We start from the raw sequence: 19237 nt of genomic DNA, 5'->3' as shown, positions 1-19237 counted from the left end.
TTTGTTAATTCTTTTTTTCAAATAGATGAAAAAAGATGTGTAAAAATCTAATTAAACACATAATTATAGTATTCGGTATAAGCTATAAATAGAAATATGAAAATTGTTTTAATTGGGAAATATAATTTCGGCGAATTATTGACCGGACCTGAAAAAGTTGCGAAGAGATTGTTTACCGAACTTAAAAAAAAGGAAAAAGAGGTCTACTTTTTAACGCATTTCTTTAAAGTACCAAACGAAAGAATAAGTATTCTAACAAAATTGTTTGGTAAAACAGAATATGAAGAGGGCCAAATTCAGCGAAGAGGGATTATCGCTTTATTTCTATTCTTAATCAAAGAGAAGCCCAATATTATTCATATCGTCAATTCAGAGAGATTTATTATTCCTATTTATTTGTATAAATTTATTTTTAAATCCTCCCTTGTTGTAACAAAACATGCTGTGCTTAGACATGAGATTAGACTAAGTGGTCTGCAGTTATTTCAACAGGGGAAAATTAAAGATATCGTTTTGGAATGGCTTGAAATCAATTATTCTGATCTTATTTGTTTTTATACCAATGAGCAAAAAAAGTTAATGAATAAGATATATGGCAAAAATCCTTTGAAATATGAATTAATTGACAATGGTATTGATGCTGAATTTTATGACGCCTATGAAAATATAAGTCAGTGGCAATATCTGAAAATTGTATTTTATAATGGTTCTGATTTATCAGTGGATAGGGGCTTAAACATAGTAATTGATTCACTAAATTGTGTTAATCCTAAAATTAAATTTGAATTATTTATAATCGGGGAAGTTGATCCCAACCAAATCAAAAATGCGAACTTCAATATTACCCGCATAAAATTAATGACTAAAACTGATCTCATAAAATTTATGATGGACAAAAACATTGTTATTAAATCTACATCATTTGATACTTTTCCCATTTTTGTGGCAGAGTGTATGGCAATGGGAATTATACCGATAGTATCAACCAATACTGGTATCTCCAAATACATAACGACTGGTTATAATGGTTTTGTATATGATCATAATAAACCGAATGAGTTAACACAAATAATAAATAATAGTCAAACTGATAAATACGATTATTGTTTAATTTCAAAAAATGCCAGGGAGATTTATTATTCATTAAATTGGGAAAGAATTTCAGATCAGTATCATAAGATTTATGAGAACTTAATTGAAAATTAAAATTAAAATCTGCCATATATGTGACCGCATCACCGGTGAATCGGATGGAGTTTTTACTCATTTATTGATGCTGTTTAACTCAGTTGATCCCACAAAGTATGAGCAGATTCTAATTTTCCAAGGTGGTGAGGTTGTTAAGGCAAAGCTGCTACAGTTAGGCATTAGATATTATATTATTCCGGAATTATCTAAGAGATTATCTCTACTATGTATTAGAAAACTTTATAGAGTTATAATAAAAGAAAATGTGGATATTATTCAAGCACATCTTATAAAACCATATATTCTTTCCGGTTTACTTAACATATTTCTCAAAACTAAACTCATATTTAACTATCATGGTTTATTTTTATCCTCTGTTTATCATAACCTAATCGAAAGATTAATTCTGCAAATAATCCATTTAATAATTGTTTATACCAAATCAGTTCATTTAGCGATCACTCCATCAGAGAGTAGCAAAAGATTATTGGAATCTGAAACAAAGATATTCCCTCGAGTTGAAGTGTACTACAATGGTTTCATTCCAGTCAATCAGAATGTTCAGAATATTTCTGTGAAGGAAGAATTACTTAGACTAAAAAGTGAGTATTTCATTGTTGGAGTAGTAGCAAGAATGGAAATTCAAAAGAGAATGGACAATGCGTTAAAAATATTGCAAAGTTTATTAAACTCAGGAGAAAAAGTGTTCTTTGTTTTTTTTGGTGAAGGTCCCTTATTAAATGACATGAGGTCACTGTCTGCGCAGCTTAATGTGAGCGATAATTGCAGATTCTACGGATATGTACAAAATGCACCAAGCAATTTCGATTGTTTCGATATCATTCTATTCACTTCCGATTGGGAGGGTTTGCCATTGACTTATTGGGAAGCGATGGCTAATTCTATACCTATAGTTTCAACTGATGTAGGGGGAGCAAAAGAAATATTGGTTGAAAACAATTGCGGGTTAGTATTTCCTAAGGGAAATATTGAAGCAGGTAAATTATCAGTGCAAAGACTAATCGATGATAAAGCATTTAGGTTAAGTTTAGGAAAGAATGGAAATAGAGTGTTAAAACAAAAGTACAATATGACTCTATTTAAAAATTATTTTGAAGATTTGTATGAAAATATTATTAAGTAAATTAAAATGAATATTCTTCACATATCTCCCGATTTCAATTATGCTTGCGGTGTTAGCATGCATGTTTATTTGTTATTAAAAGAACTCAGTCAAAGAAAAGAACTCAATATCTTTATCATTACAAATAATGGCGATTCAGTAGATAGATTAAAAGGATTGAATGTTAGAGTTGATTATATTGACTTTATGCGGGGTAATAAAAATCCTTATAAATTATTAAAGGAGTTGATTCTATTATATAAATACTGTTCAGCAAATAAAATTAATCTCATCCATACTCATCACCGCTATCCTGAACTGATTGCTTATATTTTAAGTAAAATTATTAATGTAAATACTATTTCAACAATTCATAGTATGGTTGAGGGGTGGAAGCATCTCAGCTTCAAATCTCACAAAATTATTGCTGTAAGTAAGGAAGTAGAAAAAAGAATAATAAATCAATATAATGTACCTCGGCAAAAAGTATTTCAACTTTATAATTATGTAGGACTGTTCGATACACAAGATGTTACAACTTTAAAAAAAACAAAAGAACAGGTAGGTATTAACGAATGTGAACGGATACTACTATTTGTTGGAAGAATTAATTATGTAAAAGGATTTGACATATTAATGCAGGTCATTGAAAAAATAGAAAATCATAATGAAAAAATATTATTTATGGTAGTAGGAGATATGTCACCGGAAGAATTCAATAATATATATCCAGCGAAAAAAATATTGAATTATTATGGTCCTCAAATAGATTTATCAAGTTATTATTCTATTGCGGATATTGTAGTACTCCCATCTAGAATTGATCCATTTCCATTCGTTATGCTCGAGACAGGTTTAGCCCAAAAACCTTTTATTGGTGGACGAACCGGTGGCATTGAAGAATTTATTGAAGATGGAGTTGATGGCCTGCTCGTAGAACCCGGAAATGTTGATGATCTCTACAACAAAATTGTTTACCTGCTCAATAATACAGAATTACAAAAAAAACTCGGGGAAAATCTGTTCCAGAAAGTATCTAAGTTAAATAGTCCCAATGAATATTGTAATGAACTAATAAAAATCTATGAGGATTTAGTTGGTGATACTTCCAAATAAATACTCTATTGGCAGAGTTGGAGTTTCAGATGTTAATTTTAAGAGACTCATTTTGTTAAATGAAACAGCAATATTAAATCGGACAAAAATTAGAATAGCATATTTAAATCACTTTATATTCAATTTAACTTATAAAGATAACTATCTAACAAAACTCATTAATAATATTGAAATAATTCATCCGGATGGAATTGGTATCTGGTTAGCGTGCAGATTCATCGGTGAACAAAAAATAAAACGATTTAACTGGACTGATCACGCATTAAATTATTTAAGGGAATGTGAAATTAGGGGATGGTCCATTTTCTTTTTGGGGTCCACAACTGATTACTTAGAACTAGTTAAATGTAATCTTCTAAAATTATATCCCAACTTGAATCTAAGTGGAATGCACAATGGCTACAACAATTTATCAGAGGAACATTTAATTAGCATTATTAATAACTCCAATACGGATATCCTATGGGTAGGTTTGGGATCGCCGAAGCAGGAAGTATGGATAAGTAACCATTGTAAGAAATTAAATGTACCGGTTATTCAAGCGGTCGGAGATATCTTTTCATTTTTAGCAGGTAAAAGAAGAAGGGGACCAGTAATTCTTCAGAGATTAGGTTTAGAATGGATTTTTAGAGTGTTCTCCGAACCCCGCCGCCTTTGGAAGAGATATTTAATTGGAATACCTTTATTTATATTTCGAATTGCTAAATTGAAAATTAGTAATGTGAAGTAAAAGTTAACTTATCAAAAATTATATGAAAGATTATTTCCGAAGTCTATTTTTTATCCTATTCATCATTAATGGTGCGATACTTTCGCAAACAATTCTTGATAGTAATACTAATATCAATAATGGGCTTCAGCTTTCACTACGATTTCATCAACCGATATTTAGCGTAATTGAAAAAGGTTCTCGAAAAATTGCCTCATACAGTGAATTCATCGACGCCTCTTATCCCGGTTATCCTGCTCTCCCATCTAAAAATATATATGTTGCTATCCCTCCAAATTCTAAAATTAATGTTGAGCTCACTGAACGGAAACTTGAAAGTATATTGGATATTGAACCGGCTGCTAATCCCCAGTTAATGAAAACTTCCGATTCCACTTATCAAGAAATTGAAACTGAATTAAGCGCTTCTGCTTTTAGCTCCGATGAATACCCGAATACAGATATTGAGTTAATAGGTTACAGTTGGGTTAGAGATTATTATTGCGCTATCATTAAAGTAAATACTCATTCTTATAATTGGAAAGAGAGAAAAATATCTTTCCTAACCGAAGCCACATTAAAAATTAACTACACTTCACTGGGTAAGATAAGTAGTGTAAAACGTTCTAAAAGTGACTTCGATGAAGAATTATCCCAATTAATTATTAACTATGATTCAGCCGATGAGTTCCGCTCGATTCCCAATTATGATATTCATGATGATGGTGATTGGATCGATAAGTCTAATGAATATATTAAATATGCTATAAGTCAAGATGGCCTCTATCGCATCACAAAAGAAGACTTAGATAATTTAGGCGTTAGCACACTTGGGATAAATCCTAAATCGTTTAAAATCTATTTCAAAGGGAAACAAAGAGAGGTCTATGTAAGTGGTGAAAATGATAATACTTTTGACCCGGGCGATTATATCGAATTTTGGGGTGAAAAAAATTATGGCTCCCTAAATTATAGAACAATAGTTAAGTCTAGAGATGAATATCTGAACTATATGGATCGATATTCCGATACTGCATTTGTATGGCTTACATGGCACAGCGATGAGGGAAATAGAGTTTTTGTCGATAATTCATTTAATGGCATAGTCACCGATACAATCAATACTCATCTTGCTAAAATACATTTGGAGCAGGATGTTAGATTGTGGTATTATGATTCTGTCTCTCCTAGAACTAATCTTCCTTTTTACCAGGAAAATAAAGTGTGGACATGGTTCTTTATGGGAGCCTCCGGAAATACTCCGCGCACTTTTACCGCAAGTGATATTGTACCAAATCAAAATGTAAACACTATAGTCCGACTCATAAGCAACGCTTCCAATATTCAGCAGAACGCACATAAAACGGGTGTAAGTTTAAACTCTTCAACTGTACAAGAATCAATTACATATGACTACCTGAGCACCGTAAATCTTAGTGCTTCATTTAACACCAATACAATGGTTAATGGTACTAATACTTTTAGAGTGTTTGGTATGCCTACCACTGCGGCATTTCACCAGTTTTTAGTTGATTGGATTGATATTGATTATCCACGCTTTAATGTAGCTAAGAATGATTCTATCACAGTTAGAATTAGAGAGGATATTGTAAGCGGCAATAAAATTATAAAGATCACTAATATTAACTCACCCTTTGAAGATATATCTGTTTACAAGCTAAAGCCCTCATTTAAAAAAATTACTGGATTTAAGCTTATCGGTACTTCAATTAAAACATTAATATTTACAGATAATGTGAGCCCGGGGGATGAGTACTATATAGTTAAGAAATCATTAATTAAGAAACCGAAACTGGCATATAAAAAATATTTTGCAAATCTAAGAGATAGATCAAGAGGAGCCGATTATATAATAATCACACACCCGTCATTAGCTTCTTCCTCAAATGCTTACAAAGATTTTATTTCAAAAGAATATGGTATCCGAGCGCAATTATTTTTCGTTAACGATATTTATGATGAGTTTAATTATGGATTAAAAAGCGCCGAAGCTATCCGCGATTTTTTGATGACCGCTTACTCAAATTGGCAGGCTCCGGCTCCATCATATTTAACGATAATTGGAGATGCGAATTATGATTTTAGAGATGTTGTAACTCCGGCTCCCGCAATTAGGAAAAAAGATTTAGTGCCATCATTTGGAATGCCGGTTAGCGATTCTTGGTATGTTATGTGGGATAGCTTAAACCCGAATATTCCTCAAATGTATGTTGGACGAATCCCCGCCGAAAACAACCAGCAGGTCAATCACTATTTAAATAAACATAAGAGTTATATAAGCAGAGGATTTGATGAGTGGAATAAACAGTTCTTATTTTTTAGCGGTGGTGATCCGACAAAACCTTCTGAGCTTGAGCAGATAAAAAGCACTAACCAGTTTGTGCTGGATAAATACGTGAAGAATGAGCCGGTAGGGGGTAATGGATTTCATTTCTACAAAACTATAAATCCGGTGAGTAATTTTGGACCTGTTAGACTCAAGGAATTTAATGATATTGTATCTGATGGGGGATTATTCATTTCTTATCTCGGTCATAGCGGTACACAAACCTGGGATAATGGAATTACTACAGTATTAGACTTAAAAAATTATTATAACGATAGACTCCCTTTAATTACTGATTTTGGATGCTCAACCGGCAGATTCGCTGAACCTGATGTTAACGCTTTCGGTGAGTCATTTACGAGCGGATCAACCGATGGCCAGGCAATAGCTTATTTTGGTAATTCAAGCTATGGTTATCTGAGTACTTCACTCTTATTCCCAAAATTATTTTATGAAAAATTACTTATAGATAACATTACAATAATTGGAAAAGCTCATAGTGCCGCAAAAATGAAAATGCTCACCGATTATGGTTCCTCCGAGGTTAATCGTGTATTTAATTATTGCAATTTATTATTTGGTGACCCGATCATAAATTTTGCTCTTCCTTCAAAACCCAATTACAAAATCACAAATAGTAACATTTCTCTTCCAAATTCTAACCCAAGCGATCTGGATCAATTCACGAAAATAAAATTTGATATTAAAAATTTGGGCCGGGTCCCTGCTGATTCCTTGGATATAATTATTACTGATACTTACAATGGAACAATAATTTATGAGTTAAAAACTAAAATAGCCTCTCCGCTCTTTAACTGTGAACTGATTAAAGATATTCCAGTTTCAGGTAAAATTGGGGTCCATACAATTAAGATTGAATTGGATAATGCAAATAAAATTGAGGAATTGTCAGAAGAGGATAACAGCGCGCAAATAGAGTTTAATGTTCATTCTACTAATTTAAGAGCTCTTGAAAATGATGATTATTACAATTCAAATAGGGAATCAATTCTTTTATTAAATCCTATTGACAAAATGGACAATAATGATGAGAAGCTCCTTCTTTCAATCGTCGATAACGAGAGCTTTAACAACCCTCAAGAATCGACTCATTCATTTGATTCCCTTTTTACAGAAATAAAATTAAACAATCTTCAAAATGATAAAAGATATTGGTGGAGAAGTAGATTAAGTTCTCGAAATGATTGGTCGAGTCTAAACTCGTTTGTCTCTAATAATAATTACACTTGGTTTATGGGATCTGATTTTAGAGAAAAAGATATTAACCCAATGGGATTAATATTTAATCAAACAACAAAAGAATGGGAATTAGCAAAAGGAAATGTTGTGCTTCGAATTACCTCAGCCGGTGGGAATGATGGAAAATTTGCTTCAGTTTTAAGAAGTGGTGAAGAAAAACTGCCAAATACTTTTTTCTGGGGAATTGTTACTGCCGAGGTTGATCAATATACACTTACTGTTAATAATATAAAGTATTATAATTATCCACAAACAATGACTGAAACTTCAACAGCGCTCATCAATTATATTAATTCTTTACCGGAAGGTAAGACTGTTATTGTAGCGATATGTGATGATGGAGCTCAATCAGTATTAAATTATTCTCCACCAAGCGCCGTTAGAAATGCAATTAAAGCTTTGGGAAGCAAATTTATAGATGACGTTAGATATCGAGAGTCATGGGCTATGATTGGGAAAAAGGGAGCCCCAGTCGGCACTGTTCCGGAATCTTATAAAAAGCATTTTGAAGGACCGGCAATTGTCGAAATTTCAAAATTGGTGAAACAACAAAATGGTTACGCTATCTTTCCTCTAATAGGTCAATCAACTGGCTGGGAAACTATAAATTTGGATTATACATTACCATCAAACTCAACAATAACTATTACACCTCTCGGAATTAAAGATGATGGCACTGTTGATACTTTAACCAATATAAATCTTACGGAAAAGTCGATTGATATTTCTTCTATAGATTACAAAACATATCCCAAGATTAAATTAAAAACCGGTTTTGCCGCCAGTCCTCTCTTCGAAAGTCCTACAATTAAAAGTATAGGAGTAAATTATAAAACTCTTCCTGAACTTGGACTGAACTATCAAGTCGTTAATCTCAGCAGTGATTCAGTCAAGCAAGGCAATAATATTCAGCTCTTTTATTCAGTAGTAAATGCGGGAAAAACTAAAGCCGAAAATGTTTCACTGCAACTTGAATTGATTAAACCCGATAATTCAAAAAAAGTGTTAAAGGATACTACTATATCATCAATTGATCCTTATTCTAAAAAACATTTTTCTTATACCTATAATTCCAATAACAGTGACGGTTATGGTGAGATGAGTTTTAACATCACAGTTGATAAAGAAAATAAAATACGAGAGCTGTTCAAGGATAATAATAGTTTTAAGAGATCATTTTATGTTAAGAAAGATGAAGCTACATCAGTAGCTTCGGCAAAAATAAGAGTGTTATTCGACGGTAACGAAATATTGAATGATGACTACATTTCATATGCGCCACTTATTACCGCCGAACTGGATTATCAGGGCAACTTTCCGGTTCATGATACCTCCGCGGTTCAGTTTTATTTGGATAATAATAGAATCTACTACTCATCATTTGATAATATTAGTTACGATACAATTCAGAGAAAAGTAATATTTAAGTATCAACCGGTTATTGAAGAGGGGGAACATATTTTATCGGTTAGCGGAAGGGATTTATCGGGCAACATTAATGATGGCGGTTATCAGATTAGATTTATTGTACAGAAAGAGATGAAACTTCTTAATACCTATAATTTCCCGAACCCATTTAAAGATTATACCTACTTTACCTTCCAGTTAACTCAACTGCCTGAAGAGATGTTCATAAATATATTTACTGTGGCCGGGCGCCTAATTAAAGAGATCAAGTTGAACTCTTCTGAATTAAAAACAAGTCTTAATTCAATATTTTGGGATGGAAGGGATGCCGATGGAAATTTAATTGCTAACGGTACCTACTTCTATAAGCTGGGTATAAAAAAGGATAGTAAAATTGAGACGGTGATTCAAAAGTTCTCTATAGTAAGGTGATGAGAGTTCGATACAAATATTGTTCTTTAGTGGCTTTGTGCATTTTATTCATGTCAATATTTTCGGTTGAAATAATTGCTCAGAAAGAGGAGGGAACACTTCCGGTTGAGCTAATTTATTTTAGAGCTTTTGCTATCGGTGATACGATATGGCTTCAATGGGGAACTGCAACAGAGACAAATAACTATGGGTTCAGTGTTCAACGTTCCAATGAGGAATTCCAATGGGAAGAGTTGGGAATTGTATTGGGACACGTAAACAGTTTCTCTCCAAAACATTATGAATTTTGGGATACAGCTATTCCAATTAAAGATAAATATTTCTACCGACTTGAACAGATAGATATAGATGGTAAAAAGGAATACTCAGATACCATAGTAGTTGATTTATTATCAAGTGTTATTGATGAAAAAGAAAAGTTCCCAACAGAGTTTATTTTGCACCAGAATTATCCAAATCCGTTTAATCCAATAACCACAATACGATATTCAATCCCCAATGTAGGGATAGGGTTATCCCTGTCAGTGTTAAAGGTTTATGATGTTTTAGGCAGAGAAGTAGCCACACTGGTAAATGAGCCACAGCTGGCGGGCAATTACGAGGTGAAGTTTAATTCCAGTAATACAGAAAATGGGCCAAACTTAACAAGCGGAGTTTATTTTTATAAACTGCAAAGCGGCAATTTTATTCAGACAAGGAAATTTATTTTAATGAAATAATTGTATGGCAACTCGTCCGAGTTGCCATACAATCTACATAAAATCTGGATAGTCAAAATAAAATCCGGATAGTCAAATCTGTCTAGAATTGTTTCTAGAGAGCCAATGAAACATTTTTTGAGCTTTAGAAAGAAATTGTCAAAATAACATTAGACCGGTCCTAATTAAAACCTATCTTTTCGCCACGAAAATTCCGCTAAGTTTTTATCTAAAAAAGATTATTAGTCGTTCTTTGAAATATTGAAGCATTTAGGCTGACTGCCTAACTGCACAGATAGACAATTTGCATGAGATTTTGCCTTAAGTAAGAATGAAGGTAGGGGGGGAGGATCAAAAAAAATAAAAAAACCAATAAATAAACTAAATTTGAGCTTATTGGAGAAAATTGGTTAAAATAATATGCAAAAATGTGCACTAATTTGACACTTAAGTGCCCCTAATTATCATATTTTTGGACAAAATGATGCATTTATTTCAACTAATTATGAACAGAAATGTCAATAAACCTACTTCATCGTTACTACTTCATCAATACAAATTTCTTGATTTGTGAGAAGTTACCCGATTGCAATCTATAAAGATAGATTCCGCTCGCTAAATTTGAGCCGTCAAAAAGAACTTCATATCTGCCGGGAGATTTATTTTCATTTACTAAGGTTGCAACCTCTTGACCTGTAATATCATAAACTTTTAAGCTAACAAAATCGCTACTTGAAATTTGATAACCAATAATAGTCTGTGGGTTAAATGGGTTGGGGAAGTTCTGAAATAGTTCATAACTAACCGGTAATTCTAAATTATCATTCACAGTGACAATGTTTTCAGAAGGATAAAACGTGTAGGCAATTCCACCTTTAGCAAACCAGGCTTCCGATAATTTTGCTTTATCGTGAAGATAAGCCTGCCCGGAAGATTTGGCTGGATCGTGAACTATTGGACTGCCATTACTAGAAAAACCGGCAAGCATAACGATATGCCCTGCATAAAGAGGTTGACCGATCGACATTCCAATACGCCCCCCGGCATCTAAAACTTTTTTAGTTTCGCTCCAATTTCTATAACGGGTTACCGCGCCATCTAATCCAAATTCAGAAGCGTTCTGAACAACACGTGGCCAAACCCCAAATAATTTATGGAATGGATCATAAGTGGCTACAGCAAAAGTATATGTATCAACCGGAATATTGTAACTCTTTAGTATCATCGATACGGTACTGGGAGAGCAGATATCTTTTCCAATAACCGGATCAACTCCATATTGATAAACAAAACTTGTAGGAATAAATATTGCCTCAGGTTTATCATTTACCAATTGATTGATATTTACGTTGCTGGTAGTTCTTGAATCACTGACAAAAAAACTAAGCTTATGAATTGATGGGGAAGGAGTGGCAATATCACTTCTGGTTAGTATTACCTTAAATTGCCATTTGTTTATGTATGAATTCAACTTCACATAATCTATATCAACATAACCACCACCATAACTTGTGAGTCCGTAACTTGACCAAATATTATTTTTCCAGTAACCAACCGTTAGCCAGGGGGACCAGCTATTTAAATAGGGAAATCTCATCTGTACCTTAAAACTTCCCTTATCACCCGATGCTTTGCCATTGTAGGAAGGTAACCCTTGATTAAATAAATTTAGTGAACTCTGTTCTTTCAAAATAATATAACCATCAAGTGAAGTTTCATCGAGGATGATAGATTTTCCATCAAGACTAATTTTTATATTCTGGCTGGATTCAATCTTTGCAATTATTGAATCAATCCTCATTTCATAAAATTGATCAGGGTAGATTTGAGCGATCAAAGATTCTGAAAGTAAGAAGAATGTCAGTAGGGAGATGTATCTAACTAATTTATTGAGCATATATTGTTTTCTTTCAAATAATTCTACTAAACACCATTGCTGTTTGGCAGAAGATGATTATAGCAGAAGATACTTTTTGTAACTATAAAGAGTTTGCGAGTGCAATAATAAATTAAAACTGTGTTAAATTCCTCCAAAAACTTTTACTATTAATTTGGAAAGCTCTCCCATAATTATTTCTGCATGAACTTCAGAGCTAAAGTTTTCAATCACCACACTTAATATGATTGGTTTTGGAGAGAAGATAATAGCGGCATCTCCGCATACATAATCAAGACTCCCGGTTTTATTGGCAACTTCAATATTAGGGGGAAGATTTCGGGCCGTTCTATTTTTATCGGTACAGCCTTTCAGAATAGTAACTATTGTATCATTTGTACTTTTTGGAAAAATGCTGCTGTCGTAAATAGCTAACAATAGTTTATTCATATCTGAGACCGATGTATAGTTTTCCCGTCCCTCTTTAACAGCGCCAAAATCCATCATCAATCTATTTAGCTTGGTTGAATCTAATCCTTTTTCCTTGATCGATTTATTAATTTTATTAAGGCCCAGTTTCTTGATGAGGATATTTGTAGCGCAATTATCCGAGACTCTAATCATCTCATTAGCGAGGTAGAAAATTGTAAATTCTTTTCCGACTGAATCAAAATTTAATTCACCGCTTCCTCCAACAATATCCTCACGCTTAATTTTATATAGTTCATCAAGATTGATATTGTGTTTATTCCTCTCCTCAAAAAGGGTTACAAGAATTGGAACTTTGATCATACTGGCAGAAGGAATTTTTTTAATCTGGTTTTCAGAAATTAAAATATCACCCAATTCATTTTGCGCGATGAAGGAAATCTTTACCGAATCTTTTATCGAATCTATATATTCTTTAATATCATCAATGGTTTGAGCTTTCAACGGAGCTAACATTATTAACCCAATTATAATAATTATTGATTTCCACATTAAGCTGATTCTCAATTATTTAATAAAGTATTACTCACTAAATTACTTGATAATAACCTTCTCACATTTTTTAAGGAAAGCCGGATCAACATCGGCGCCATGACCGGGAGTATCGGTTATTGTAATCTCACCAACTTTATATTGAGCGCCGCCTATTATCGGATCCTCTTTCATAAATAAATATCCATCAAGATCGGCATATTGAATATTATTCCGCGCGCTAATAACGTGCGCCGCGGCAGAAAGTCCCAGTCTTGTTTCTGTCATGCACCCCAGCATACATTTAATTCCAGCACCTTCGGCTATTGCGTTAATCTTTAATGCGTTTTCTATTCCGCCCGATTTGGAAAGTTTGATATTGAAATAATCACAGCATCCACTCGCGGCTAATTTATACGCGTCATGATGATCAAATAGAGATTCATCTGCCATAATAGCTATAGTTGTTTTCTCTCTAATCCTTTTAAGATTTTCATGATCCCAGTGCGCTATTGGCTGTTCACAATATTCAATTCCATATTGTTCTAATTCTTTTAAAGTTGCTACTGCAGTGTGATAGTTCCATCCTTGATTGGCGTCAATTCGAATTGGTAATTTATCACCAATTGCCTCACGTATACTTTTTATTCTGGCTACATCAAGTTCTTTAGTGGTTCCAAGTTTTACTTTTATTGCCTGAAATCCCATATTCATATAGTCGACTGCTTTTTTAGAAACATATTCGGGGGAGCCAATGCTAATAGTATTGTCGGTCCAAAAAATTCTTTTCCCTCCACCTAATAATGAATAAAGGGGAAGCCCGGCTACTTTGCCTGCGATATCATAAAGAGCCATATCAAAAGCGCTTCTGATTGTACTGTTAAATGTTAGATACTTATTCATCTCCTTATTTCTCTGCTCAATATCAAGCGGATCTTTTCCTAAAAGCAATTTTGCCAAATCAACCGAAGCAGCCAGATTTATTGATTGAGTTTCCCCGGTGATGCCCCAATATGGATTTGCTTCCCCCATTCCATAAATACCTTTATTAGTATTTATTTTAATGAATACACTTTGAGCGCAAGTAATTTCCATAATAGCTATTCTGAAAGGTTCATGAAAGGGGATATCGGCTTTGTAGATTTCAATGCTGGTAATCTTAATTTGGTCACTCATCAATTCTTCTCCTCAAATTTTGAGATTAATAATTGCTATAAATTTTATAGTCAGATATTAAGGACTTCTTTAAAATAACTATTCTTCATAATCAAAATCGATTTATAATTATTTTCTAAAAAATTTAGTGTTTCATAATAAAAATTATTAAGTTGAATAGTGAAGGCAATCAAAAGTCTAATTATGGGCAACATGAAGCGACAACTAACATTACCTCTTATATAATACAAAGACTAAATTATACAGAAAGCAAAATCAATTACTTTTATAAGTTTTACTTGATATAAAAATTACTAAGGATTATTTGCTTATCCACTCGACTTTACTTACGGTTTTATGGGCAAAAGTTTTGAAGCAGTGCATTCAATAAAAATAAATTACCATCAATAAATAGGAGGTACCATTTATGAAAAGATTCTCTATTATATTTATGTTTTTCACTCTCATCTTCATCACACAAATAAACGCACAATTATTTAACCGCACAGCTTTGATTAAGGAACCATCTGGCAAAGAAGGTGGATTCGGTGGAATTATTGCCGGCGTTGATTTTGATAAAGATGGAAATCCCGAAATTTACGCGTGCAACACTAATATGGTTGATCGCGATTACGAATTGATTCCAAGAATTTATAAATTCGAATGGAACAGAACCACATCAACTTGGGATTCAGTATGGTCGGCAACTGCACCATTAACACTTCAAAATACATGGCCCGCATTTACTTGGGGCGATCTTGATAAAGATGGTAAACCAGAAATCTATTGGGCTCCAGTTAATTATAGTCCCTACCCAGATGTACCAAGAATTTTAGTCTATGAATACCCTGGCGATGGAAGTGATAATATGGGCGTATCTGATGGTTTGGGTGGTTTTATGCCAAATGCAGCAACCAATATTTTACCTGGTGCGGGACTTAATATCAGACCTTTCAAGTTTGTAATCGCAGATCCGGATGGCGATGGTAAAGATGAATTAATTTTTTCTGATCGATCAACAGCAGCTCCTCAAATGTGGTTTGGAGTTTTATCAGTAAATAATATTCCTGATCTTGGAGGCGGAACTGAAACATGGACTGTTGAACATTCTGGACAAGGTGTAGCTGAATTTACAGGCTCATCTTCCAAATATGATGTAGCCGTGATTGGCTCTGTTGTGTATCTATTTGATGGTGGTACCGGCGGAAGAGTATTTGGAGTAAAGTATGCAAATAATGCTTGGCAAACTCCCAAAGTTCAAAGAGGTATAGCTGGCGGTAACTCATCATTCAAAGGAGCAAAAATTGTTGATATAAATAAAGATGGGAAGAATGAAATATTACTAGCCGAATGGCTGGGCTCCGCTAAAGGTCAGGGAGCAAAAGTTTGGTTGCTCCAGCAAGTAGCAGATACATTAACTTCTACTGAAATTACTGATGTTGAGAGTCTTGGAGTTGTTAGATTAAATGGAGCCGATGCCGGTGATCTTGATGGCGACGGAAAATTGGATTTTGTTTTCGCAGCGCGTGATGACGCGAATAACTCAACAAAAGTGCCTATATTTAGAGTTGAATATCAGGGCGGAGATATAGCTAACCCATTTAATTATGTTACATCTATCATTGATTCGGCATATTGGGATAAAAGAGGAGATATGGACGTTGTAGTTGTTGCTAATGTTGATGGTGATGCTTCCGATGAAGTGCTTTATACTCAAGGATATACAAGAGGCAATTCTAATGATGACCCGATGCCAATTGTAATTCTTGATGCTCAGTTTACACCTGTATCTGTTGAACGTATCTCAGAAAATATTCCAGCTGACTTTTTCTTAGAGCAAAATTTCCCTAATCCATTCAATCCTTCTACACAAATTAAATTTGGAATTTTGCACTCATCTGATGTAGAATTGAAAGTGTTCGATTTGCTTGGAAGAGAAGTAGCCATATTAATTGATAATGAATTATATTCTGCCGGTACTTATGTAGTAAACTTTGATGCCGGAAATTTGGCAAGTGGTATCTATATTTATAGATTAACCAGCGGAAATAATATCGTATCTAAAAAAATGCAGCTTCTAAAGTAATCGAATTTGTTTTTTAAGAGTTGTCAGAATATTAATATCATTTATATAAGAATATTCTGATAACTCTTTCTTTAATATTAATAACTACTGTTTTAAAATTTACAGTACGATTTTACACATTTAATTATGGTACTGAGGTAACGATGAAAAAATTTTTATCAGCCTTTTTTATAATTTTACTTTGTCTCTACTCAATAAATCTTTATGCCGGAATTACAGGTAAGATTGCCGGAAAGGTAATTGAAGCCGGTACAGGTGAAGCTCTAATCGGTATTAATATTGTTATTCAAGGTACTACTCAAGGTGCTGCGAGTGATGCTGATGGAAATTATGTGATTAATAATATTGAGCCGGGAACATACTCTCTAATTTTCAGCGGTATCGGTTATCAGAAGAAAACGATAACAAATATCAAAGTTTCGAGCGATTTCACGACGCGCATTGATGTTCAGCTCCAGATTGAAGATATAAATCTTCAAGCTGTTGTAGTTGAGGCAGAAAGACCTCTTATTCGTAAAGACTTAACTTCCTCTCAAACATCATTTGATGATTCTCAAATTAAATCCTTGCCCGTCGAAAATATTTCGCAAATATTAGCTCTTCAAGCCGGCATAACGAGAGGATCAGGTGGTGAGCTACATATCCGCGGTGGAAGATCAACTGAAATTTCATATAATATTAATGATGTCTCGGCGGTCAATCCATTTGATTTCGGGCGCACTGTTCAAATCTCTACTAACGCTATTCAAGAATTGACTGTTGTCAGTGGAACCTTCAACGCCGAATATGGCAATGCTCTTAGTGGAATTGTAAATTCTGTTACCAAAGAGGGCGGTTCAAAATATAGCGGTTCATTATCATACTACACCGGAGATTATGTAAGCTCTGCAAAAGATATCTTTTATAATATTGATGATATTAATCCAATCAACAATCAAGTTGTTGAGGGAACATTCAGCGGACCGGTACCATTTTTAGATGATAAATTTTCCTTCTTTTTATCGGGCAGATATGATAACGACAAAGGTTATCTTTATGGAATAAGACAGCACACTCCGTTCGATTCACTTTCACGGGATCCGCTTCGGGCTGATGTTTTAAACATCGCGCAAACCGGTGATAATTCTGTCATCTCCATGAATCCAAGTATCGATATTAACGCGACAGCAAAGCTGACTTTTAAGCCTCTGCCTGTAATAAAAATTAATTACGATGTGATCTATTCCAATTCCGATTATCAATCATACGATCATGATTTTAAATATAATCCCGATGCCAACTACCAAAGATTTCAATGGGGATTAATCAATTCGTTAGAATATAGACACGCGGTTAGCAACAGCACTTTCTTTTCATTAAAAGGATCTTACAGCGTATATGACTTTAAGAGATACCTTTTCCCTTTGCTTGATGCATCTGGAAATGAAGTATCCTTTCATCCAGGAATGGACATTGGTTTATATTCTGCAGATCCACGGTACCAGCCCGAAGATAAAAACAATAGCTATAGCAGTTATACGTTTGTTTCAGGTGGTACACAACCTGAGCATTTTTATCAGCGCTCATACACAACAGAAATAAAGTTTGATATCACAAGCCAAATTACTACTCAGCACGAAGTAAAATTTGGTTTGAAGAGTAAGTGGGATACAATGGATTACACTTACTTTGAAATCCTCAGAGATAGAAATAGATATTTAACTCCCACAATACCAAATCCGGTTAGCCAAAAAGGTTCTATTGATATTTATTCAAGATCACCCCAACAGTTCTCAGGCTATCTGCAGGATAAGATGGAATTCGATAATATGATTCTTAATGCCGGACTTCGAATGGATTATTTTAATTCGAACGCAGTTTACGCGCCGGATCAGTTTAAACCAACTCAAAATTTAACAGATGCCGAAGGAAAGTTTACTATAAGTCCACGACTTGGTATTTCATTCCCAATAACTGATAGGGGAATAATACATTTTTCATATGGTCATTTCTATCAATTGCCTCCATACCGGTTTTTATATACTAACCCCGATTTTGAGGATATAGCAAATGAGCCTGTCTATGGAAACGCTAACTTAAATCCTGAACGCACCGTGACTTATGAAATTGGTCTCCAGCAGCAGTTGGATGAATCAATCGCGTTTAATGTAACCGGTTTTTATAAAGACGTTCGTGATCTCTTGGCAATACAACAAATTAGAATAAGCAGTAATTCTATTTATCAAAAGTATGTAAACAAAGATTATGGCAATATAAAAGGAATCACATTTTCAATTAATAAACGAAAAATGAATGAGGATCTTTTCGGCGCGTCACTCGATTATACATTCCAGTTCGCCGAGGGTAATGAAACCGGTGCCGATGCATTTTTTATTGATTTGCAATCGGGAAGACAAAGTGAAAAAATTCCGGTGCCCCTTGGATGGGATCAGACTCATACTTTAAATGGAGTAATCTCTTTCGGCAATAGTAAAGATTGGAATGCAACAATCACCGCGTCGCTTGCTTCAGGACTTCCATATTCACCACGACTTTATGAGCAACAAATTTATCTGCGCACAAATAGTGAAAGAAAACCTTTTTATGCTTCAGTAGATCTTCTCTTTAATAAATCATTTGAATTTACTAAAACAAGTTCAGTGACCATATTCTTAAAAGTATTTAATTTATTGGATACTCATAATGAGCGATTTGTTTATGATGATACCGGAAGAGCAAGCTATTCTCTCGAAGAATCAAAAGGGGGCCCGCAGGCTACTAATTTAATTTCACAAAAATACCCTAGTATTAAATCGGCAAATGAATACTTCAACAGACCAAATTACTACTCTACACCTAGAGAAGTTAGAGTTGGTTTTTCAATAGAAGTTAATTGAAATT

The 19237-nt window shown here is 34.0% G+C and carries 11 protein-coding genes; 8 read left to right on the top strand and 3 right to left on the bottom strand.

The genetic code is table 11. The features are described 5' to 3' along the window. The first annotated feature begins 96 nt into the window (after positions 1-96). The 6 genes from KF816_09850 to KF816_09825 are packed head-to-tail and all read left to right on the top strand — an operon-like array spanning position 97 to position 10301. Complete coding sequence (locus tag KF816_09850) at positions 97-1206, top strand: glycosyltransferase family 4 protein (protein ID MBX3008316.1); 1110 nt, start codon at positions 97-99, stop codon at positions 1204-1206. Then, entirely contained in the window at positions 1196-2332 is a 1137-nt protein-coding gene (locus tag KF816_09845; protein ID MBX3008315.1) for a glycosyltransferase, read from the top strand. Before KF816_09850 ends, KF816_09845 begins: the two co-directional genes overlap by 11 nt. Positions 2333-2338: 6 nt before the next feature. After that, positions 2339-3427, top strand: a complete 1089-nt coding sequence (locus KF816_09840; GenBank protein ID MBX3008314.1) for a glycosyltransferase family 4 protein — start codon at positions 2339-2341, stop codon at positions 3425-3427. After that, positions 3411-4157, top strand: a complete 747-nt coding sequence (locus tag KF816_09835; GenBank protein MBX3008313.1) for a WecB/TagA/CpsF family glycosyltransferase — start codon at positions 3411-3413, stop codon at positions 4155-4157. Before KF816_09840 ends, KF816_09835 begins: the two co-directional genes overlap by 17 nt. Positions 4158-4179: 22 nt before the next feature. Beyond that, positions 4180-9582 carry a hypothetical protein gene (locus tag KF816_09830; GenBank protein MBX3008312.1) on the top strand — a complete coding sequence of 1801 codons (5403 nt, stop codon included), beginning with the start codon at positions 4180-4182 and terminating at the stop codon, positions 9580-9582. A 50-nt stretch (positions 9583-9632) separates the two neighbouring features. After that, positions 9633-10301, top strand: coding sequence for a T9SS type A sorting domain-containing protein (locus KF816_09825; protein ID MBX3008311.1), 669 nt, complete (start codon positions 9633-9635; stop codon positions 10299-10301). Positions 10302-10821: 520 nt separating this feature from the next. On the opposite strand, the gene KF816_09820 is transcribed toward KF816_09825, so the two are convergent. The 3 genes from KF816_09820 to KF816_09810 form a co-directional block, all read right to left on the bottom strand. Further along, positions 10822-12177 (bottom strand): T9SS type A sorting domain-containing protein, encoded by a 1356-nt coding sequence (locus KF816_09820; protein MBX3008310.1) that lies wholly within the window; start codon positions 12175-12177, stop codon positions 10822-10824. A gap of 123 nt (positions 12178-12300) precedes the next feature. After that, positions 12301-13137 (bottom strand): serine hydrolase, encoded by an 837-nt coding sequence (locus KF816_09815; GenBank protein ID MBX3008309.1) that lies wholly within the window; start codon positions 13135-13137, stop codon positions 12301-12303. A 42-nt stretch (positions 13138-13179) separates the two neighbouring features. Then, complete coding sequence (locus tag KF816_09810) at positions 13180-14292, bottom strand: dipeptide epimerase (protein ID MBX3008308.1); 1113 nt, start codon at positions 14290-14292, stop codon at positions 13180-13182. A 406-nt stretch (positions 14293-14698) separates the two neighbouring features. Between KF816_09810 and KF816_09805 the strand changes: the two genes are divergently transcribed. Both KF816_09805 and KF816_09800 read left to right on the top strand, forming a co-directional pair. After that, complete coding sequence (locus KF816_09805; protein MBX3008307.1) at positions 14699-16357, top strand: T9SS type A sorting domain-containing protein; 1659 nt, start codon at positions 14699-14701, stop codon at positions 16355-16357. A gap of 143 nt (positions 16358-16500) precedes the next feature. Then, entirely contained in the window at positions 16501-19233 is a 2733-nt protein-coding gene (locus KF816_09800; GenBank protein ID MBX3008306.1) for a TonB-dependent receptor, read from the top strand. Positions 19234-19237: the final 4 nt, after the last annotated feature.

This window comes from Melioribacteraceae bacterium (assembly GCA_019638015.1).
Classification (GTDB): domain Bacteria; phylum Bacteroidota; class Ignavibacteria; order Ignavibacteriales; family Melioribacteraceae; genus JAHBUP01.
The sequence above is the reverse complement of the archived record's forward strand: the minus strand, read 5'-3'. Positions and strand labels throughout refer to the sequence as shown.